The following is a 21,090-nucleotide window of genomic DNA, read 5'->3' on the forward strand; positions in this document are numbered from 1 at the left end:
AATGCTGCCGCTTCGGTAGTCCGATTGAGGACCTCAACAATTTGGGATTCGGTGAATCGCGATGGTTGGCCGCTGCCGTATTTTTTATGAGAAGTAGTTTAAAACTAGTATTTTCTTTAATTCTAAACTGTCCGAATTTTAGGAATACTTACAATTGCTCAATTGTTTCACCTAAGCCGAGCGACTAGTTTACCGATACTTAGCTTGGCAAGAGGTAAAATAACAGAGCTTCTTAACAGGGCGATTGAAGAGAAAGCGTTCCCGTTATTTCTGAGTTTAGAGTTTTTCAACAACCTTTATTAGGGATGACATAGATCACGTTGCCCGAAACTGATAAATTGAAGCCATACTTTTTTGCAGGGGGAAGTGGTAGTTGTTGCCATGTCTTGCCCATGTCAGATGACCGGAATAGACCATCTGAGCGGCTACATAGTAAATATTTACCCATTTGTTTGATAGATGAAATATCCGATGGAGATTGAAATAAGCCTATTTTTTTCATCACTAAACTACTCCAGGAAGGCTGAAGATCTTCATCTATGGCCTGCCAGGTTTTTCCACTATCCATTGAAATGTGTAGGCTGTTTGTTTGGGTTATTGTGTTGTTTACGATTGCTGCAAATCCGCCATCAATACGCTCCACAGCGACGCCAATACCCTCTTCACTGAGCACACGATCCCAGTTTTGACCATCATCGGTGGATCTTAGTATTCCCTCTCTGTCAGTAGCCAAAAGTACACCGTTTGACTCTACCAATCTCATTGCCCCACCCCCAACATACACTTGTTTCCAGGTTTTTCCATGGTTCGTTGATCTAAATAGGCTGTTGCTGGAAACGATGAAAACGGTGCCTGAAGCCGTTTCAAAAACGGTGCGCACAAATTTTACTTTGTAATTCGCGTAATAATAATCTATCGTTCTGTTTAGGCGTAAGGCTTGCTCTTGAAAATTCTTATAAACGGGTGCCCAATCACCCGTTTCGTTTATCTTCTGTAGAAAATGACCCTTGAAATCATAGGCAAATATCCCATTCTTGCCAGGAGCAATGTTACGTTGATTACCGGGAATGATCTCTTTTGTCCAAAAAGAAGTTGTGGAATTGGGTTCACTGTGATAAACCCCATTTCCAGCACGTAAATAGATCCCACGGTCATTTGCGAAGAAACCATCACTCCTTATACCTTCTCTCTGCAATTTTTCAGGCAACCCTTTGCTAATGTCCTGCCAGGTTTGTCCGCCATCAGTAGATTTGAAAATGATGTTGACAACCCCCGCTGACTTACCCTCATTTGTTGGTTTCTTTTTTGCTTCCTTTTCTTTTAGCACAAAAGAATTGAGTAAAACTAATACCGAGAGGATGGCCGGAATAAACACAAATAATCTTTTCATTTTCTTTAATTTAAAGTAAAACCATATCTATTCGTAAAAGCGGAAAGTAGCCGGTGAGACAATACACTTATTTTTCTACTTCTCTTTACTTTAAAAGAGTGTAATGGTCTTTCCACCAGAACGATATACGTCGTGCATAGATCCAAACCACATCCTTCCATCGTCGTTCAACAAACCTACCAGTCTTTGTGCTGGGATGTGTCAGAGGATAGTAAAAGAATGTTAACGAAAGGTAAAAGTTGCCGCTTCGGGCTTTAGATTTAAGCTGCTGTGGATTTTTTGCCCTTAAGCAGGCTGGCATATTGTACAAATATGTTGCCTATACAACGGTCTTATAAAAGCGCTCCTTTATGCGATTTCAATACTGACTAAAAAACGATGAGCTTTTAAATGGAGCGTTTTTATTGTGGACAGATGCGGTATGTCGCTGCTAACATTTTACGCTGTTTCGAGTTTTATCGATACGTGTATGGCGTGTACAATTCGGGATTTACAAATGTATTCCCGATCCTAAAGAGGGGATGGCTGAGTAGATAGCGCTGTTTTCTTGGTCCATCTTCGAATTCACGTTTCTACCATACACCCCCGGGAATTTTCACCGGGGGCTGTTTTGGGTGCAAGAAAAGACACTTACCAAATGGTGGTTGCTTTCTTGAAAATTTGTACTGGCTGACCAAACTATACGATGATAAATAGGGCGTTGATTTTTCTCAATGTTGATCAATGGATGTTTAGTTTACATCAATCATCGCTATCGTAACCGCTTGATTTTTTGCATTTATGGTAATTATCCGGTAGCTTTCTCCAAGCTCTGTTCGTATTATGGATTTCTCTCGATTCATTTTTCTCGCTCTCTTCCTTGCTGAACTCTGGTTTCTTTACAAAAAGAGCCATCGGGGTGATCGCGGATAATCGTCGTAATGCAAGATTTTCCTGGCTTACGGGATTGACGTAAGTCAGGTAGCATCAGGCAATTGTCTTATTTCGATTAAGGGTGTGATGGCAATACTTAGAAAGAGTGGATTTGTGTACAACTAGGAAAATAGTTAGCTTTGGATAAAGTAAAGCTAAACTATTCTCGGCTATGGTACGATCCACCCTTATTTCAATTCTTTGCATTCTTGGCCTGATCGTCAACGCGTTTGCTCAATCCAAGGCATTTACTTTTCAGCAAGCAGAGGAGAAGGGTAAATCCTATCAGCAACTGGATAAGCTTTACAAAAGTGCTATCCATGCCGATACGGCTTTTGCTGTTTTCAAAACTAGTACTGATCAGCAAAAATTGTATGGTGCCTATACGAAATTGCTCCAGGATCTAGGTCGTTTTTTAAAGCAAAACAATTTTCAATGGGAACGTTCTACCCGTTGCTTTAATCGTATTTATTTGAGTGCTGACGGAAAAATTGATTACTTTCTTTACCATTTTTTACCCAATAAAGAAGATCCGAATTATCAGGTTTCTGAACGAAAGCGCCAGGAGTTTGCAACGTTGCTGGATCGCTTTGCTCAAGAGTATCAATTTTCGTTAACGGCAAACGAGCCATTTGCGCAATGCAGCCCAGTAGTCTATTCCGATAAATAAAGATGATGAGTATGGTTTGGATCTTATCTTACGGTTTAGAAAACAAGGCATTGAACGTCTATGAAACGTAGGTCTTTCTAACGAAAAAACGACGAAATGAAAAAGTATGCATACTTGTTAGTCTCACTCCTTTGCTCATACGTCGTGTTGGCAAACCCTCTTCCAAAACATGATCCGGAACGAAACTTCGAGGCATTTTGGCGATTATTTAATCAGTATTACGCCCATTTCGAAACCAGAGGAATCAACTGGAAAAAACAGTACGAACAGTTCAGGCCCCAAGTCAATGCCCATACCACAAATGAACAATTGCTCGCCATCTTCAACCAAATGGTGGCTCCCCTGAAAGATGGCCATGTGGTTATTTCACCAACTGGCGACCTACCCGCGAGTGCCAAATACTCCCGCTTTTATCAAGAATTTCCCACCAAAGAATTACAGAACCAATTCCACCAAGTCTCCCTTACCACATTACAGGCACTAGGGTTTGGGCCCTTTGTGAAGTTTAGGAGTGAGCTCTACCAGATTGGCGGCTACTGTCGGTCAAAAGAATTTGGCTATCTGCAACTAAACGGCTTCGGAGGAATGCCTTTGGCGGATTTTGCCAAACAGTTGGATGAGATGGTTGTTGAATTCGCTGATGTAAAGGGACTTATCATTGATATTCGTATCAATGGGGGTGGTTCACCCGACTTTTTAGGTGCTTTAGTCGGACGGCTAACCCAAGTGAAACGACTCGTTGGCTATGGCCGTGCCCGCGTGAGTAAACCAAAATTTGAGTATACGCCCTGGGAAGCCTATCAGGTATCCCCCCAAGGACCCAGACAACTCATCAAACCAACCGTTCTGTTGACCAGTGGCGCTACAATTAGTGCCGCCGACCATTGTGCAATGTACCTGAAAGAGTTTCCCTATATACGACTGATGGGGGAGCCAACAAACGGCATTTTCTCACCTATGTTAGGCAAGATATTACCGAATGGTTGGGAGGTTTCCTTGTCGGATGGGCAAATCGTTAGCAGTAAGCGGGTCAGTTATGAGGGCAAAGGTGTTCCGGTTGATGTAGTAGGCTTACATTATCGAGACACTATGTTGCAGGGGCATGACCCCGTTTTAGATCAGGCCGTCGATTTTCTGAATGGGCATCAGGTAGAGCTGGCTCAACAAACTATCTGCTACGAACAAATTGCCTTGGACTTCTACGCCGACAGCTTACTGACTACTAAGACCTACGGCGATATAACCGCTTATTCGACCGGTTTAGTGGAAGAGGACGCCACGTTGCTAGCGCCATTCGCAGTTAAGTGCTATTCGTTAAAATCGGCTTATTGGACGAATGGTGTAGAAAAACGAATGCAAGCCGAGCAGCAGGCGGATTCTGGGTTCTATCAGCAAAACGTAGCGAATCGATTCTACGTAAAGGTACCGGGACCAATACGGTCTAGAATGCAGTGGCCTTTTGCCAAGCGTAATGCGCGCCGATTGACCGTAGCTCATCACATTACGATTGACAATAAGCAGTACGTTCAGCTTCATTTAAGCCAGGGAGCTTGGCGAGGAGAAACCATTTTAGTGGTAGTAGATACTACTGGCCAGGTAGTTGAACATTGCTCCCTGAGCTACAACTATTTGAGTGGACAACCGCATCGGTAAGTATAGTCTGGCCGGCGTAGAGTGGCTTAGTGTCGGCAGGAATTCTTTCCCACAGGAGCGTACATCGCCTAACCAAACAGGGGTGGGCCGCCGAATTCATCTCACAAATTCCTTCTCAACGTGAGACGAGTTAGCTTTTCAATTGACTGAGATCCGTCGCTGCGGTACAAAACCAGATTTAAAGTTATGTACGGTGGCTCATCGTATTGTTAATACATTCTGACTGCATTCAAATCATGGATCGCCCAAGTTTTTTGAACGCATAGAAAATTGTTCATAGAGATGCATTTTACTGTTTAGGAACCATTTGAAAGTTGTATTCAGTAATTTGACCGATAGCAGCCGGACAGCAGTTATGCCCATCACCACCCGAGAGTCGGTAATTACTGTATTTGGGATAAAATCTTGGATCATTAGTGTTAGTTTGAGCTTAGCCCCCAAAAAAAGAGGTGCCCATTGCGGAGCACCTCTTTTGTTTAACTTCAAAAATTGATTAATTCTGCACAGCCAATGGGTTGTACAAAATTTCATCTTCGGGAATCTGAAGGGTCATATTGGCTACCGGTAAGCTAGACTTGGTAACATGGTTAGCAGAGCTGGCTCTGTCCACAGGAATATTCCAGCGCTTGTTGTTGTAGAACTCGCGGCCGCCTTCACCCCATAGTTCGATGCGGGTTTGTAGCTGCACCATTTGTAACGTGGTGAGCCCCTGCATCGCAGGATAAGTAGCCGTAGTTAGCGGGGTCATTCCTGCTTTGGTACGGGCCGCCAACAACTTGTCGAGCGTTGCTTTGGCAGCTGCTTCTGTAGCTGGCGACATCGCTTCCGCTTCCGCTTTCATAAGCAGTACTTCCGAAGAACGCATGTAATACGTCGTTGAAGCGCCCACATCAATTTTGTTGTTGCTGTTCAATCCGTGGGTAGCTGCGAACTTTAGGTTCGTGTAAGAAGGGATAAAGGCAACCGTGTTGTTTGGCGGATAAGTGTAGTTGCCAATTGGTTCCAGCGAAAATGCATCTTTACGGAAATCACTGGGGGCTATTTTTTCATACAGCCGGTTATCAATCCGCTTGTAGGCTCTTTCCAGCCCTCCGTTTCCTCGACCGAAGGGATTCATGTAGGCGAGAAAGTAAGGGTTTGCAGCACCAAGCGGGAAACCTAAAATGACCTCCGGATTTTGCGCATTATTGAGAAAGCCATTGGTTTCCGGCCTAATTTCGGGAGCTGCTGCGGTACCTATGTTCTTACCTCCGTACTGGGCCTGGCTCAGAAGCGTTGGATACTTTGCCAGAATCTCATTGCACGCACTGATCGCAGTGGCCCAGTCCCCAGTCCATATCGATACACGGGCCAGCAGGAAATTGGCCACAGCCAGATCGATGTCCGTGATATCAGCCGTATAGCCAATCCCAGCCTCTTTGAACAAGGCAATGGAACGGTTCAGGTCGTTTTTGATAAAGGCATACGTTTCAACAGCCGATGAACGAGGCTTGTTTTGCTGAGTGGGTTGAAACCGGTCATACAACGGAAGGCCAAGTTTGTCCTTTCCGCCCTGCAGGAAGGCGTTCTGATAATTTTCCATTAGGTAGCTGTACCCATAGGCTCTGGCAAACAATCCTCGGGCTTTGCACTCCTTCAGAAAGTTGTTGTTGGCTATGGTTTCATCCGGAAGGTAATTGAGCATCTGGTTAGCCGTCGTAACACAAAACCAGCCAAACTTCCAGTAAGCAAAATTCTTTGCGTTGGCCGCTCCAATGAAGTCACCGAGCTGGTATTCGATTGAACCGGAGAGTACGTTCAGCCCTTCCTGATCGCCCAGAACGATATCATTTCCTTCAATGGAGCGATTGACATCCAGTCCCTGATTGGAATAATACATGTCCGCAACACCCGCACCTGTGGCACCCACGTTGTTGAAAAGCAGGGGCATGGCGTTGGCCATTCCACCCATGACGATCCGGATCTTGGCCTCGTCACCCGAGGCCAGAAGTTCGGCTATTTGCTTGTCGGTAATGCTGTGTGGTGGCTCCACTTCCAGCTTGTTGGCACATCCAGAAAATAGCAGCATACCCGAAACTGCCAAACCCGTTATATAGTTATTTAAAATACGCATCTTTCGACTAATTAAAAGTTAAAATTAATACCTACCGAAAAGGTACTCATCGGCAGATACACGGCTGCCCCTACCTCCATTCCACCTACCAGCGACATGCGCGGATCGATACCTGAGTGAGCCGTCAACATGGTCAGGTTGTCGCCGGATGCATAGACCCGTACACTTTTTGTTTTCAACTTGTCCAGAAGGGGGCCACTAAGCGTATAACCCAAGGTGAGGTTTTTGATATTCAGATAAGAAGCGCTGAATAAAGCCTGATCGGTGTACTGCCATGGCCCAAATGTTGAGCCGCCCGTGTAGAACGTATCCCCATAAAATGTCATCGGGAATTTAGCGTCTCTGTTCTCAGGTGTCCAGGTATTTCCCAATACTTCTTTCGATAAGGCGTTCCCTATGTTCCCTGATCGGTACAGGTGGTTGGCATATTCCACACTCAGGAATTTTCCTCCCAATTGGTAGGCCAGGATAGCGGTGAAGTCGAACCCTTTAAATTGAAGGCTTGTGGTAAAGCCACCAATAATTTTGGGAATTGCACTCCCCATTTCATACCGGTTGGCCAGCGTGTAATTAGTAGTGCTAACAATGTCGCCCACTCTGCTTTCCCGAAAGCGTCCTGCGTCCTGGTCTGCCTGCGTAACGGTGTGATGGAACAGGGGCAAACCGGTGCTCTGATCCACTCCTGCATACTTGTAGAGATAAAGGTTGTAATAATCCTTATTTTCACCACGCAGGTACATGATCTGGCCGGAGTTGTTCGCACCGCCATTGGCAATTCCCCATCCATCGATGGAGCCTGTGAAGTTTCCGCCCAGGGCTGGCGAACCGACACTCTTGGGAAATTTAGTCAGAATGGTGCGGTAGTGGGTACCGTTCAATCCGATGCTCCAGTTGAAATTTTTGCTTTGGATGAGTTTGATGTCCAGGGCAACTTCCACACCGCGGTTGACAATTTCAGCGTTGTTCAGGGTGAGTGAAGCTTGTCCCATGGAAGTGGCAAGAGGCTGTGCAAACACGGAGTTTACCGTCTTCTTGTTGTATACATCGATGGTTCCATTTAATCTCCTGTTTAAAAGGGTGAAATCGATACCGGCATCAAAGGTGTGCGTGTTTTCCCAGGTTAATTTATCATTGACGGCAGCCCCTTGCTGAAGTGTGTACGTGGCAGGAACACCGGTTCCAGCCGTTGAGTTGGTGTAAACCGCCCCGTAGCTCCAGGTCTGGTACCCCGAATAGTTGCTGATACCGCTCTGGTTACCGATCACTCCATAGCTGGCCCGTATTTTCAAATCGTTAATGATGTTGTTGGTTCCCTGCATGAATTTTTCCTGAGAAATACGCCATCCACCACCAACGGACCAGAACGTGCCCCAGCGATTCTCGTTGAATCGGAATTTAGACGAACCGTCTCTGCGCAGCGAGCCTTCCAAAAAATACTTGTCGTCATAGTTGTACACCGCCCGGCCAAAATAGCTATCCATGGCCGTGATGTCTCCACCATAACCCGGAACACCGAACGGTGCGCCCGCTGTATTGTACCGGCTGGTGAAGTTACCTGCGCCCGTAAACCCATTGATCAGAGAATAGGCGGAAGCAAAGTTCACCAGGTCACTTTTAAATTGGTAGAATTCATGGGCAGCCAGTGCCGTAACGGAGTGGCGACCAAATTCTTGACCCCAGTTAAGCAGCTGTTGCGTGTTGAAAACGCCGGTGTTCGTATAATACTTTCCAATCGCACCGATACCTACTACAGCTCCCGTCTCAGGCGTACCGTAACGCGTCCGCTCTTCCGTAAAGCGGTCATACGAAATGTTGTTTGTAAAGCTGAAATTCTTGAGGAAATTCACCGTGAAATACCCTTTAAGGTTCAAGTCGTGCGATTCCCTACGATCGATGTCTTTATCCAACAGGTCGATCAGGTTGGTCGCATAAAGCGGTTGGCTGGTGGTTCCGTTCGGGAACGTACCGGGCTGAACGCCAAGAGGAGAATAGGTATCATTCGCATTATCAGAGACCATGTCGGTGCCGTTCGGATTTTTACGGATATTTCCCTGAAGGTCTCTGGCGAACAACGGTATGAGTTGATTCTGCCCATTCACCCACCGGAACACGTTTTGCTGCACGGTTCCGGGGTTACGTCCAAAACGGGTAGCTGGCGATTGGGTATTCCGCATACTGTAACCCAGATTGGTTCCTACTTTCAGCCAGCTGGTGAGTTGCGCATTAACATTTGTACGGGCGTTGTAACGCTTGAATGTCGACCCTCTGATATAAGAAGGATCTTCCAGCAGGCCCACAGAAACGAAGTAATCCATTTTATCGGAGCCACCACTTGCCGATATTGTATGCTCCTGACGGAACATTTTTTCGAAAAAGTAATCCTTGTACGATCCGGCTGGCCAAAGTGGTCTTGCATTCGGATTCAACTTGCCCGTAGTCGGGTCAATCAGGTACGCACCCGACATGGTCGCGCTGGCATTGGCTCCGCTACCGGTGGTGGTATACACCGCGCCCGGCACGTCATAGGCCATGTAGTTGCCCAGTAGGTTCATGGCAAAGTTTGTCCTTGATCCTGTGTAATCGAATAAATGGGAACTGGCAAACAAACCGGCCTCTTGATGAGACATGTTTGGATTGGCGACATTCGTCGTGAATTTGCCGTCGGTCGATGATCCGCCGTTCACACCGTAGCGTGCGGAGTTGTAGATGGCCAGCCAGGCATGTTCATAAATGTCTTTGGCATCATCAATGAGATCAAACCGCAATCCACCCAGATAATTGAATCCAGCCCGAGTTTGTACCGAAATATTCGGTTTGCCTTTTGTGCCTCTTTTAGTAGTCACCAGCAAAACCCCATTTGCTCCACGCGAACCGTAAACGGCAGTGGAAGCGGCATCTTTCAATACGCTGATGCTTTCAATATCCTTCGGATTGATGGAAGACAGGGCATTGGGATATTCAGTGGGTACGCCGTCGATCACGATCAGGGCATTGGAGCTGTTCTGGCTGGTAGAGCCCGCTCCGCGTAAACGAATACCCATGTCCAGACCGGGCTGCCCATCAACGGCAGAGACCTGAATCCCGGGAACCGTACCTTCAAGGGCTCTGGTAACCGTGGAGTTTGCCTGCACAGAAATGATTTTAGAATCAACCTGTGATACCGCACCTGTAAGCGTGCTTCGCTTAGCGGTACCGTACCCGATCACGACTACTTCGCTAAGCTGATTGTCGGCCGCGGCCAGATTAATGTCAATCACTTTCCGGTTGCCCACAACGGTTTCCTGGGTGGTATATCCGATAAAGGAAAAAACCAGGGTGGAATTTGTACTAGGCACATTTGGGATGGTAAAAATTCCATCGGAATTGGTGACAGTGCCGATCGTTGTCTCTTTAACGATCACACTCACCCCGGGCAACGTGGCCCCTGAGGCATCGGTTACCTTTCCGGAAACCTGCACCTGTGCATAAAGGCCTAGGCTAAAAAGCAGGTTGCACAGAAGGAATAAGGATCCTTTTCTTTTAATCGTAATGATTTTAAGCATACTCAAATTAAGATTAAGGGTGAATACTAAACTTGCAAAATAATTTGGTTTAAGAAAAATGGTATTTACATGTTGTAAAAGCAGAAGGGGAGAAATTTCTCCCTACCTAAGGTATCCAAAAATGACACACTTCACTGAAAATATCCAGATAAAGCCCGGTTTCTGAGCAGCTTTTGAATGGTTTGGATTACGGTTTGTGCGGTTCAATACCGTCTCTTACCGGATGATTGCGTCACGCGGCTACTGCTTCTTTCAGCTGGTCATACAGAAACCGTTTGCTTTTGCGGGAAGAGGGGTGCCAGAAGTTAATGACATCGATACCGTTCCAGTGGCCAATGCTGTAGGATTTGGATGCTGATTCCTTTAACGGCATTCCCAACAGACTTTCCAGATAGCTTTTATATCGGAAGCAGCCGATGATCAGGGTAGGATTGATCTGGTTGATTTGTTGGTGTAACAAGGAGCGGCTTTCCGTGATGTATTGGTGAATGTGCCTCCAGTTAGCGATCGCCGTTCCACTGGCTTTTTTAACATTAATAAAGGCGACCGATTTTAAAGCCCTGTGTTTATCTTCATTACTGACCTGATCAATGCAATCCGGAAAGTCGTTTTGAATTCCATAGGCCCATTCTCCCAATCGATGAGCGAACTGGAAAAGCATAACGGATTGCATCCACTTCCGGTAGTCTGCATGGTTGTTTACATAGTCGTGACCCTTTTGATAATTGTGTTCTTTAGCAATGAAGAGAATTTTAATAGGCTGATTTTCGTAAAGGACGGGGTCGATAATACCGTCTTTGACAAACTGGTGGTCGCAGTCAGGTAAATTATTGTTTTTATAAAGTTCTTGAAACTGCGTAAAAATAGATTCGTTATTCATGTGTCTTCAACAGATAGGTCAGAGATGAGGTAAGAATTAGTTAACTATGAATGATTGACTAAGATTACGGGAATTATTGGAGAAAATAATGATCTTTCCGGAGATAATTTCGGGCTTGATGAAACCGTTCACCTTTGTCCTTTTTTGGGCTAATTTATTAGCTGGCTGCCAGCATAAAACCGTTCAGCCGCCAGAGCGGGATGCGGCAACGAGCAGGTACCTATGACTTGACGAAGGCATCAGCCTTTGACGTTGATGGGGGAGCGACCAATTACTTCAAGCCGTATAGCTCGTTGGTACTAATCCGCCTGACGGTAACCACCTGGTTATCAAAGAATACCTTAGTCTCTAAAAGCGTTTTCATGGACCGTGTGTGTCTCAATTGCTCAACCGATTTCACGCAGGCGAATTCCTTATTGTCGGATTTTTGATACAAATCCATCACGCTTTACCGTTACTTACTACAAAGTAGGTCAGTACGCCATTCATTCCAGCCTTGACAGATCCACCAGACATTGCCTTATGGAAACGGATTAAATCCGGGGAAGAGGCTGCTTTTGCAGACCTGTTTTACCAGTATTATCCGGTGTTGTGCGTTTATGCCCAGCGCCTACTGGACGACTCGGACCAGGCCAAAGACGTTGTTCAGGGTGTTTTTGTTCGACTCTACGAACAACGAGAAAGCATCCTGCTAGTCACTTCCCTGAAAGCGTATTTATACAAGGCGGTTCAAAACGCTTGCCTGAATCAAATTAAGCAAGCCCATACTTACCAAAGCCACCAGCAACATCTCCTTCAGCTAAGTCCACCTGCCGATCATACCGAACCGATTTTGCAACTGGAACTCGAGCAGCTGATTTGGCAGGCCGTGCAGCGCTTGCCCCCGCAGTGCGGACGAATCTTTCAGATGAATCGCTTTGAAGGGAAGAAAAATAACCAGATTGCCCAAGAATTAGGTTTGTCCGTTCGGACCGTTGAAACGCAGATCAGCAAAGCCCTGACCCTCCTAAGGGAATCCCTTGCAGATTACCTACCGGTACTACTTCTGCTGGCCCCAGCTGATTTTTTATAAAAAAGCGGAAGTGAATACGTGTGGAGACGGTTTGAATTGTCTTACTCCTAAACAATGGGTATGCCTCCTTCAATTCCCCCCCATATCGATCAACTAATCATTCGCTTCCTGGCCGGAGAAGCGAGCCCAAAAGAACGTCAGCAGCTAGAAACCTGGACTGCTGCGGATCCCAGCCATCGGCAGTATCTGGACCAAATGAGGACGTTGTGGCAACACAGTGAATCGGCGACCGATTTTGCCCATATTGATGCCCACAACGACTGGCACCAGGTTAAAGCCCGGATCAATGCTGGCAGTCAGATGGCCGACCACCAACCACGCTATCCATCTCGTTGGGGCGTCCATGTCTGGTTAAAAGTAGCTGCCGCATCGGTTCTGGTTTTGGGCGTGTTGATCGGTCTGTATCGCCAACAGATGGTTATTCAACTGCCTGATCCCTTAGTAATTACAGCAACGGTACAACCGCTGCAACTCACGTTATCCGATGGCACCAGGGTGTATTTGAATAAGCAGGCCAGCCTAACGTATCCCAACCAATTTGCGGGTCAAACCAGGAGCGTTACCCTAAGGGGTGAAGCCTTTTTCGAGGTTACTAAAAACCCCGCTAAACCGTTTTTGATTACGTCCGGTGCCGTCCTGACCCGGGTGGTTGGCACCTCCTTTTCTGTCAATGCTCCGAGAGAAGATTCCGTACAGGTCACCGTGCTTACCGGCAAAGTTGCCCTATCTAAACCGGGAGACCTACAAGAGTCACTCGTGCTCACCCCGGGTGAGCGGGGCGTCTTCCGAAAGAATGCGTTTGCCGAATCGGCGAATACGGATGTAAATTTTCTTGCCTGGAAGACGAAGGTTTTAACCTTTCAGAATACACCCATTGCCGAGGTTGTTCAGGACTTGAATCGCTACTATGGCCCGAAACTAGAGCTGGCTGGTACGGCTTTAGAAAACTGCCGGTTAACAACGACGTTCCGCCAGCAAAGTCTTGATGAGGTTCTTGCCGAAATTCAACTGGTGCTGCCCGTGCAGATTCAACGCCACCAGGGCCGTATTATCCTCTCCGGAAAGGGCTGCCTGTAATTAGCTCCTCCTGTCAACTTTCTTTCACACTCTAAAAACGTTTATGCGTACGATTTGTGGGCTCTTGTGGTTGATCCTTATACCGATAGCAGAGCTGTATGGCCAAAACAGTATCCTCGATAAAACCATCCACTTACCCAAAACCACCGCCACACTGGAGCAACTCCTTGGGGAGCTAAGTCAACAGGCACAGATTCCCTTTTCTTATAGTAATCAACTGCCCTTACAGAAACAGGTTACCGTTCGGCAAGCTCAACAAACCCTTCGACGTCACTTAGATGATGCCTTGCTCGGTCAGTCGGTATTGTACGTAGTCCAGAGAAATAAGATTATCCTACGAATCAGTCCCCGTACCGCCAAACCCGATTCGGTGATCCGAAAAGTAACGATTCGTGGTTTGGTTCGGGATTCCGCTTCCGGTGAAGCCCTCATGGGCGCCAGCTTGTACATCCGGGAATTGGCGATCGGTACAACCACGAATACCTACGGCTTTTTCGCGCTAACCGTTCCTCGAAATACCTATACGCTAACGGTTTCTCACATGGGGTACCGCCCTCTTTCGACGCGACTTCCACTGGTTGAAGACCAACGAATGGATATAAACTTACCAGCAATCCCGCATCAACTGGCCGAAGTAGTAGTGTCGAGTGAAACTGCCAACAATCAAGTGACGGCAAGCCAAATGAGTTCGCATCGACTCAATGCCGCAACGATTCGCCAGATGCCGGCCCTGGCCGGGGAACCGGATGTTCTCAAATCGATCCAATTGTTACCGGGTGTCACTACGGTGGGGGAAGGCTCTACGGGTTTTTCCGTTCGGGGTGGTGGACTGGATCAAAATCTGATTTTACTCGATGAGGCTCCTGTCTACAATCCGGCTCACTTCCTGGGTTTTCTATCCGTTTTCAATACAGATGCGATTAAGGACGTATCGCTTTATAAAGGCGGCATTCCCGCTCAGTATGGCGGCCGAGCTTCTTCGGTGCTGGCCATTCAGTTAAAGGAAGGGAACACTCACCAATTTCGCGCTACGGGTGGTGTCGGTGTATTGGGAGGAGCCCGATTGTCCGTAGAGGGCCCACTGGCGGGTGGGAAAGGCTCCTACATCCTCTCCGGGCGACGCACGTTTACTGAACCGTTCCTCTGGCTAGGGTCATTGGCCGACTCGACCCTCCGGGGCACCAATGTGAATTTTTACGATGGCAATCTGAAACTGAACTACACCCTCAACGAGAAAAATAAGGTTTACCTGTCCGGCTATTTCGGTCGGGATATGAATCGGCTCCCCTTATTGGATTACCAGATCCAGTGGGGCAATGCGACGGGGACATTGCGTTGGAATCACCTGTTTAGCCAGCGGCTTTTTTCCAATTTCACGCTGCTCTACAGTCGCTATCAATACCGATTACGTACGCCTGCCGCTGAGGCTCCCTTTTCCTGGGAATCGGCTATTGAAGACAAAGGAGGGAAAGCCGATTTTACCTGGTTTGTCTCTCCCCGGAGCACGGTTAACTTCGGGCTTCATTCGGTGTATCACCAGTTTAGGCCCGGTCAAAACCGCGTGAATCCGGGGCTGAGAGTGCCCGGTCGCAATGCCCTGGAAACCGCTCTTTATGCCGGCGTCGATACGAAATTAAGTTCAACCCTCCGTCTGGAAGCGGGGTTGCGCTATTCCTTGTTTCAGAACATGGGCCATGCGCTCGTCTATCAATATAATCAGGCGGGTCGGGTGGTTGATTCGATTGCCTATGGGGCTGGGACGGTGTACCATTCTTACGCTGGAGTGGAGCCCCGGCTGTCGATTCGGTACCAGTTGGCAGACAACCAATCAATCAAGGCGGGCTATAATCGCCTGTATCAATATGTGCATCAGCTTACCAATTCCAGCTTATCCTTTACATCCTTTGATATCTGGTATCCGAGTGGCCCTACCCTGCCACCGATCCGGTCCGATCAGGTATCGTTGGGTTACTTTCGCAGCCTGGGCAACCGGCAATGGGAGGTATCGCTGGAAGGTTACTACAAATTCATCGCTCACCAACTCGATGTCCGGGATCACGCTCAACTGACATTTAATCCCTATCTGGAAGCGGAATTGCGAACGGGGCGTGGCTGGTCGTATGGCCTGGAATTTTTCGTACAAAAACAGACGGGACGGTTGACGGGTTGGGCCAACTATACCTTTTCACGCGCCTGGCGGCAACTCCCTGCTATCAATGAAGGGCAAGCTTATCCGGCGCTCTATGACCAACCGCATAAAGTATCCCTGACGGCGGGGTATAAAGCCTCTAAACGGGTAAATCTGGGGTTGAATTGGCTCTATAACACCGGCGGGGTCATTAACCTGCCGGTAGAAAGTTTTGCCTACGAGAACCAAAACGTGCCTGTTTACGGCGCTCGTAATGCCAGTCGATTACCGGATTACCACCGACTGGATCTGTCAGCGACGGTCCGACAACCACCCAAGCCAGGTCGCCGGTGGACAGGAAGCTGGGTTTATACCATCACCAATGTGTATGCCCGCAAAAACCCGTTAACGATTTATGTAGGCGAAGACTTGTCGGCAACTCGGAATCCAACCCAACCCCGCTTAGTCGCCAACCGAGTGTATTTGTTTTCCATTATTCCTTCCGTCTCTTACCAATTTTCCTTTTAACCCTCGATTGCTATGAAAATAAGGGTGCTTTGGCTTTATCCACTAGTTATTTTAGGACTCATGAGTTGCGTGGAGGAAATGGATTGGAATGAACGAACCCGTCCAGCAACGAACCGATTGGTGGTCGAAGGTAGTATCACCACCGAACGGAAGGCGCACTCCGTTAATCTTTCCCGCACGAACACGGCGATACCCACCGAAGCTGGAAAAGGCGTTTCAGGAGCCATTGTTTCTATTTTCGACGGCACGACTCATTTTCCGCTTTATGAAGTCGACACGTTGCCTGGATTATACCTGACCGACTCGACGGTAGCTGGGGAAGTGGGCCAAACCTACACCCTACAGATTGACCTGGGTCCAGCCAGCTATTCGGCCACGACGACCATCGAACCGGTCGGAGACTTTGAATCGCCTGCCAGCCTTTTTGCCCCACCTAACCGATTGGGGAATCCGATCCGGGGAAACCTAATCGTTTTTGAGTTGGAATTTCCCAAAGTCCGCTATGGGGCCGCTGCTCCCGCCAGGGACGTTTTTTATGCTCAGGAACCGATCGGACAGCAAGGGATGAGTGCTTTTTATTACCAGTTTCCGGGCATTGACCCGGAAGGCTTTCTGCTGAATTTTTCGGGCGTGAATCAAAAGCTGCTGGTGGAGGCAGGAACGGTGATGACTCAGTGGCGTTACTCCTTAACCGAGCCACACTATCGATTTATTCGTGATGTATACGCAGAAACACAGTTCAAGGGCGGGGTTTTTGATCGCATGCCGGCCAATGTGATGGGAAACATCAGCAACGGAGCACTCGGTTTTTTTAGTGGTTCAAAGGTGGCTACCCGGTCGTTTGTGGTGCAAAAATCCTGGTTGGGTCAGTAGTTGATTCGACGGGTGGTGCTGGCGCGAAATCATTGAACTGAGATAAAAATAATCGAGAATTGAGTCGAATAGCCGAAATCTCATGAAAACGCTCCCCAATTTTATACGAATGAAGTTTTGCTTGAAGCTATTATCTGGACTTTTGCTGAAAAGAAATTTGACCTAAATTTTTGTGATATCGTTGCCATACAGCTGATCATTTAACAGAAATGCAGCCAAAACCGCAGATTCTAGGCCCGGTTTTTCAGGTGCAACTAGTCACAATCACGTATATTCAGCCATGAAAATCGAATGCCTATTTTTTCTCGTGTGCCTGTTTGGCGTTGGTATTCCAAGTACGTGTGCTCAAAGCGTCCATCCAAAGCCCTACAAATTGATTGTAAATTTAGAGGATGCGCCTTTTGACTCCTTATACCTCCAAGATTACGCCCTTGATAGAACTATGATTATCCCCGGTAAAAAAACAGCTATGTTTTCTTGGGAGATAACGATTCCAGATGAAGTGGTCGCCAATTCAGAATTGATGCAATTAGTAGCTTGTCCATTTGACCCCAAAAGCAACTCGCAAAGGTTGGTACGATTTGTGGCAAAAGGTGCCCGGCAAAATGGTCTCATTGTCAACGTCGGTGTTGACGATCGCAACAATTACATTTTTGGGCGTTACCTGGATACGACGATAATTCGTAATACAGGGTTTAATGCAAAAGTTGGCAATAAAGATTCTGTGATCACAGGAAACCTCATCTGCGAAAATTTTCAACTTATTGTAAAAGATGAAAATTCAGATATGGCCGTTCGGTCTCAAGCCCCGATGTTCAGTTGGTTTATGGACTCAGGTAATGAATCAAATTCCTACGAAGCTCACCTATCATCATACATAGCGCTTGCCAGGAAATTCCCCCATTCTAGGTATTTGATGGCTAGCTTAGCCAACAATCTCAACCATTACAAATCCAAAGAGGATGTCGAGAAAGTATATTTAAATTTTTCCTCAAAACACAAAAATACGGTTTTTGGGAAAAAGATCGAACGGTTTATTTATGAGACTAGATTTCCTAATAAAGACTTGCCAACTAGTAAAAAGACATATCAAAAAGTAGTTGAGGATAGCTCAAAATACAATTTAATTGTTTTTATAGCATCTTGGTGCGGGCCTTGTATTGAAGAAATACCACTTTTAAAGAAAATTTACCGTGATTTAGGCAAGGATTTACTAGTAACCTATATTTCAATTGACAGTAGATCAGGCGTATCGAATTTCGAAAAACTTGTAAAGATCAACCAGGTTCCTTGGCGCACTTTGTTCGCATACGAACATCTTGAAGAACATAAAAGAATCTATTTTGTCGAGACCATTCCTCATTCAATTTTGGTTTATCCCAATCAAACGTATCAGATACTTGATCTAAGAAAAGAGGAGGATCGATCACAATTGTATTCTCTTGTCCGATCTATTAAAAATTGAAGGTGATAGTTATTTTATTTGATAATAAGCAGCAACTCATTGTGTCCTGGCCAATTTAGTAGAGCTTCAGCTTCATGGGATGAATCCTCAGCAATCGCTCCTTATTTTAGAGTAACGTCGGTGATTTTAATTCGGAAAAGCCCTTCGGTAAACCGGGCCGTTTCCGGCATGCCATTCTGAAGCCGATTATAAACACTCATATCTTCTTTGAATAGAATGGCAAAACATCCTTCGACCGTACCTGATGCCTTGTCAACCTTCGTTACCCTGACCCAACTGGGTTTTTGCCCCTGGTAGGTGTAGCGTTTTGTGAGTCCACCGGAATTGCTTACATAGGAAAGTTGAGCTTCCTCCTTTCGTAGTTTGCCGTGTTTGTTCAGCTTGGCAATTGAGGTGCGGCCCTTCTTCAATGGAATGTTATAAAGCATCAAGATTTGAGTTCGGTCGCACTTGGGATCTAGGCAACCATTGTCGGTGTTGGGGCCACCGCCCATGCCGGGATAATCAATGTCCGTGTTGACTATCAGGTTAAACTGCCGGACATCGGCGAGTTGTTGATCTGCCTCCTTGATGCGCAATACCTGGCCGGTGCCATACCAAATAGTGTCATTCAACGAGCTGGTTACATTATATCTGCTGTTGACAGGCAAGGAGGGCCTTCTGGTACAACCGACACAAGCAAGCAAGAAAATAGCGGAATAGACGAACTCTTTCATAAACCTGTCTTTTTAAACAAAAGGAGTCGTCATTTAAAAACTAATCATTTAGTTATTATTCCTTGAAAAGGCTCCTCGAGGGGAAGAAATCGTCTTGGATGTGCTTTGAAATTGGGATGTTCTAAAAAAATAGCCAAGTGCAACCCATTGTATTTGGCTATTCAACGCAATGTAGATCTTTTTTCACTACCGTAGTCGGTCCAGTACTTCCCGGCGGAAGGTGAGCCCAACGGGGAGGGCTGCCTCCCCGACGAAAATCTCGTTACCGCTTAGACGCTTAATTTTATTCAGGGCAACTAAGTACGATTTATGAATACGTATAAACTGATCAGCAGGCAGGCGCTGTTCCAGTTCGGTCATGGTCAGGGCCGTTACGTAGATCTTCTGTCTGGTGAAAAGCTTGACGTAATTTCCCCAGCTCTGGCCATACAAAAGATCTTCGTAGGCCAACCGTACCCAGTCGCCATCAACTTTGATTACAAACGAACTCTCCCTTGGCAATGACAAACTGGCTCGGTGAGTTTCTTCCTCGAGTGGGGGGGCAAAGACTTTATCGACCGCTTTCAGAAAGCGGGCGAACTCGATGGGTTTCAATAAATAATCGATCACGCCATACTCGTAGCTTTCCAGGGCAAATTCGGAGTAGGCGGTTGTTAAAATAACGCGGGGGGGCTGGGCCAAGGTTTGCAGCAGTTGCAACCCCGTGATTTGCGGCATATTAATATCCAGAAACAGCAGATCGATGGTTTTTCGATGCAATATATTGATCGCTTCCAGGGCATTGTAGCAGTTGCCCATCAGTTCCAGTTGATCAACCTGCCCGATGTAATGCTGTAGTACGTAATGGGCGGCCTCTTCATCATCAATAATTAAACACTGCAACCGGCTGGGCATGGCGATAGGAGGCTAATTGAATGGTCAACTGAGTGATATAGCGGTCCTCTTGTTGGATTAAGGACAACTGGTGTTTTTGCGGATACAAAATCTCAAGGCGCTTTCGGGTGTTTTGTAGGCCCACGCCGGTCGACCCTGCCATTGGGTTAGGAACCGGAAGCGAGTTCTCGATCTGAAGATCCAAATGGGCCTTGTTTAGCCGCAAGGTGATCCGGACAAAGCAGGATTTGATGTCGCCGGTACCATGTTTGAAGGCATTTTCGACCAACGGCATCAACAGCAGTGGAGCCAACTGATAGGGCTGCAGTTCACTCGTATCGGTGGGGTAGTGGTAGCTGATCTGGCAACGTTTCCCCAATCGTTCCTGCTCTAACGTAACGTAGCTGGTAATGAACTCTATTTCCTGTTGCAGCGATACCCAGGTCTGGCGACTACTTTCGACCTGATACCGCATCAGCTTCGATAATTGCATCAACAGATTGGGCATGCGCGCCGGTTCGTGCAGACTGATCCCGTACAGGTTGTTGAGTGTGTTGAAAAAAAAGTGGGGATTTAACTGAGCGTGCAAGAACCGAATCTGTTCGTCCTGCTGAAGCAACTGGTCGGCGTGGCGTTGCTGCTGCTGCTGATAAAACTGCTGGATTAGAAAAATAGCAACCAGCACGAGCAGGCTTACAAAACTGGTGGCCAGCAAATAAAGCCCTGTTTCGTGCCATTCCTCTAATGAACACAGCTCCGGGTAGAGCCAGTAATTGGCGCCCCAAATCACACAACTACCCAGGACCAAAGCGGGTACGGTCCCGGCAATATACCGCCTGATCTGCTGGTTGAACAACAACGGAAATAATACAAATCGATGAAACTGCGCCTGGCCGTACATCACCAGAAAGAACAATAAGGCCCGCCCGAAATCATTCCAGGACGTGAGCTGATTCCAGGCGTTGAGCGACATCAAGAGGAAAAGAAATACAAAAATCAGGATTTCTTGCAGCAAGACCTTTGGAGTATTTCTGCCGGGGGACCATCTCATAAACAGGAATTTTCTGACAAAGCAACGGAATGTCATTTGCCTTTCCAATTAGATATGACCAACCGAATTGGTCATCAAAAAAAAGAGGTTGACCACTTTTAGTAGCCGTATCCTGAAGGTCTAAACGTACTTTGTTGCCTGATCACC

14 protein-coding genes are annotated in these 21,090 nt (G+C 46.8%); 7 read left to right on the top strand and 7 right to left on the bottom strand.

The annotated features are described in order from the left end of the window. Positions 1–286: 286 nt before the first annotated feature. Entirely contained in the window at positions 287–1,390 is a 1,104-nt protein-coding gene (locus tag ACYVH9_RS27955) for a WD40/YVTN/BNR-like repeat-containing protein (protein ID WP_460639738.1), read from the bottom strand. A gap of 1,084 nt (positions 1,391–2,474) precedes the next feature. Here ACYVH9_RS27955 and ACYVH9_RS27960 point away from each other — a divergent pair. After that, positions 2,475–2,972 carry a hypothetical protein gene (locus ACYVH9_RS27960; RefSeq protein ID WP_460639739.1) on the top strand — a complete coding sequence of 166 codons (498 nt, stop codon included), beginning with the start codon at positions 2,475–2,477 and terminating at the stop codon, positions 2,970–2,972. A 96-nt stretch (positions 2,973–3,068) separates the two neighbouring features. Further along, on the top strand, positions 3,069–4,625 hold the full coding sequence (locus ACYVH9_RS27965; protein ID WP_460639740.1) for a S41 family peptidase: 1,557 nt from the start codon (positions 3,069–3,071) through the stop codon (positions 4,623–4,625). Positions 4,626–5,118: 493 nt separating this feature from the next. On the opposite strand, the gene ACYVH9_RS27970 is transcribed toward ACYVH9_RS27965, so the two are convergent. The 3 genes from ACYVH9_RS27970 to ACYVH9_RS27980 form a co-directional block, all read right to left on the bottom strand. After that, the gene (locus ACYVH9_RS27970; RefSeq protein WP_460639741.1) at positions 5,119–6,738 is read right to left on the bottom strand and encodes a RagB/SusD family nutrient uptake outer membrane protein; all 1,620 of its coding nucleotides are present in this window, start codon (positions 6,736–6,738) and stop codon (positions 5,119–5,121) included. 11 nt (positions 6,739–6,749) lie between these two features. Then, positions 6,750–10,280, bottom strand: coding sequence for a SusC/RagA family TonB-linked outer membrane protein (locus ACYVH9_RS27975; protein WP_460639742.1), 3,531 nt, complete (start codon positions 10,278–10,280; stop codon positions 6,750–6,752). Positions 10,281–10,512: 232 nt separating this feature from the next. Then, entirely contained in the window at positions 10,513–11,160 is a 648-nt protein-coding gene (locus tag ACYVH9_RS27980; RefSeq protein WP_460639743.1) for a hypothetical protein, read from the bottom strand. A gap of 496 nt (positions 11,161–11,656) precedes the next feature. On the opposite strand from ACYVH9_RS27980, the gene ACYVH9_RS27985 reads away from it, so the two are divergent. The 5 genes from ACYVH9_RS27985 (at position 11,657) to ACYVH9_RS28005 (ending at position 18,303) form a co-directional block, all read left to right on the top strand. Continuing rightward, on the top strand, positions 11,657–12,232 hold the full coding sequence (locus tag ACYVH9_RS27985) for an RNA polymerase sigma-70 factor (RefSeq protein ID WP_460639744.1): 576 nt from the start codon (positions 11,657–11,659) through the stop codon (positions 12,230–12,232). A 60-nt stretch (positions 12,233–12,292) separates the two neighbouring features. Continuing rightward, complete coding sequence (locus ACYVH9_RS27990) at positions 12,293–13,309, top strand: FecR domain-containing protein (RefSeq protein WP_460639745.1); 1,017 nt, start codon at positions 12,293–12,295, stop codon at positions 13,307–13,309. Between the two features lie 43 nt (positions 13,310–13,352). Then, the gene (locus tag ACYVH9_RS27995; protein WP_460639746.1) at positions 13,353–15,965 is read left to right on the top strand and encodes a TonB-dependent receptor; all 2,613 of its coding nucleotides are present in this window, start codon (positions 13,353–13,355) and stop codon (positions 15,963–15,965) included. A 12-nt stretch (positions 15,966–15,977) separates the two neighbouring features. After that, positions 15,978–16,838 carry a DUF4249 family protein gene (locus ACYVH9_RS28000; RefSeq protein ID WP_460639747.1) on the top strand — a complete coding sequence of 287 codons (861 nt, stop codon included), beginning with the start codon at positions 15,978–15,980 and terminating at the stop codon, positions 16,836–16,838. A gap of 280 nt (positions 16,839–17,118) precedes the next feature. Further along, the gene (locus ACYVH9_RS28005; RefSeq protein ID WP_460639748.1) at positions 17,119–18,303 is read left to right on the top strand and encodes a TlpA family protein disulfide reductase; all 1,185 of its coding nucleotides are present in this window, start codon (positions 17,119–17,121) and stop codon (positions 18,301–18,303) included. Positions 18,304–18,404: 101 nt separating this feature from the next. Here ACYVH9_RS28005 and ACYVH9_RS28010 read toward each other — a convergent pair whose 3' ends face one another. The 3 genes from ACYVH9_RS28010 to ACYVH9_RS28020 form a co-directional block, all read right to left on the bottom strand. Further along, positions 18,405–19,019 (bottom strand): hypothetical protein, encoded by a 615-nt coding sequence (locus ACYVH9_RS28010; protein WP_460639749.1) that lies wholly within the window; start codon positions 19,017–19,019, stop codon positions 18,405–18,407. 186 nt (positions 19,020–19,205) lie between these two features. Then, positions 19,206–19,913: a LytR/AlgR family response regulator transcription factor gene (locus ACYVH9_RS28015; RefSeq protein ID WP_460639750.1), complete on the bottom strand. Its 708-nt coding sequence runs from the start codon at positions 19,911–19,913 to the stop codon at positions 19,206–19,208. Beyond that, positions 19,882–20,907: a sensor histidine kinase gene (locus ACYVH9_RS28020; protein ID WP_460639751.1), complete on the bottom strand. Its 1,026-nt coding sequence runs from the start codon at positions 20,905–20,907 to the stop codon at positions 19,882–19,884. Before ACYVH9_RS28020 ends, ACYVH9_RS28015 begins: the two co-directional genes overlap by 32 nt. Between the last annotated feature and the right edge of the window lie 183 nt (positions 20,908–21,090).

Source organism: Larkinella harenae (genome assembly GCF_054780515.1).

What these genes read in the sequence shown, in the direction of transcription:
- ACYVH9_RS27955 (WP_460639738.1), bottom strand. Translation starts at nt 1,390, where the DNA reads ATGAAAAGATTATTTGTGTTTATTCCGGCCATCCTCTCGGTATTAGTT.
- ACYVH9_RS27960 (WP_460639739.1), top strand. Translation starts at nt 2,475, where the DNA reads ATGGTACGATCCACCCTTATTTCAATTCTTTGCATTCTTGGCCTGATC.
- ACYVH9_RS27965 (WP_460639740.1), top strand. Translation starts at nt 3,069, where the DNA reads ATGAAAAAGTATGCATACTTGTTAGTCTCACTCCTTTGCTCATACGTC.
- ACYVH9_RS27970 (WP_460639741.1), bottom strand. Translation starts at nt 6,738, where the DNA reads ATGCGTATTTTAAATAACTATATAACGGGTTTGGCAGTTTCGGGTATG.
- ACYVH9_RS27975 (WP_460639742.1), bottom strand. Translation starts at nt 10,280, where the DNA reads ATGCTTAAAATCATTACGATTAAAAGAAAAGGATCCTTATTCCTTCTG.
- ACYVH9_RS27980 (WP_460639743.1), bottom strand. Translation starts at nt 11,160, where the DNA reads ATGAATAACGAATCTATTTTTACGCAGTTTCAAGAACTTTATAAAAAC.
- ACYVH9_RS27990 (WP_460639745.1), top strand. Translation starts at nt 12,293, where the DNA reads ATGCCTCCTTCAATTCCCCCCCATATCGATCAACTAATCATTCGCTTC.
- ACYVH9_RS27995 (WP_460639746.1), top strand. Translation starts at nt 13,353, where the DNA reads ATGCGTACGATTTGTGGGCTCTTGTGGTTGATCCTTATACCGATAGCA.
- ACYVH9_RS28000 (WP_460639747.1), top strand. Translation starts at nt 15,978, where the DNA reads ATGAAAATAAGGGTGCTTTGGCTTTATCCACTAGTTATTTTAGGACTC.
- ACYVH9_RS28005 (WP_460639748.1), top strand. Translation starts at nt 17,119, where the DNA reads ATGAAAATCGAATGCCTATTTTTTCTCGTGTGCCTGTTTGGCGTTGGT.
- ACYVH9_RS28010 (WP_460639749.1), bottom strand. Translation starts at nt 19,019, where the DNA reads ATGAAAGAGTTCGTCTATTCCGCTATTTTCTTGCTTGCTTGTGTCGGT.
- ACYVH9_RS28015 (WP_460639750.1), bottom strand. Translation starts at nt 19,913, where the DNA reads ATGCCCAGCCGGTTGCAGTGTTTAATTATTGATGATGAAGAGGCCGCC.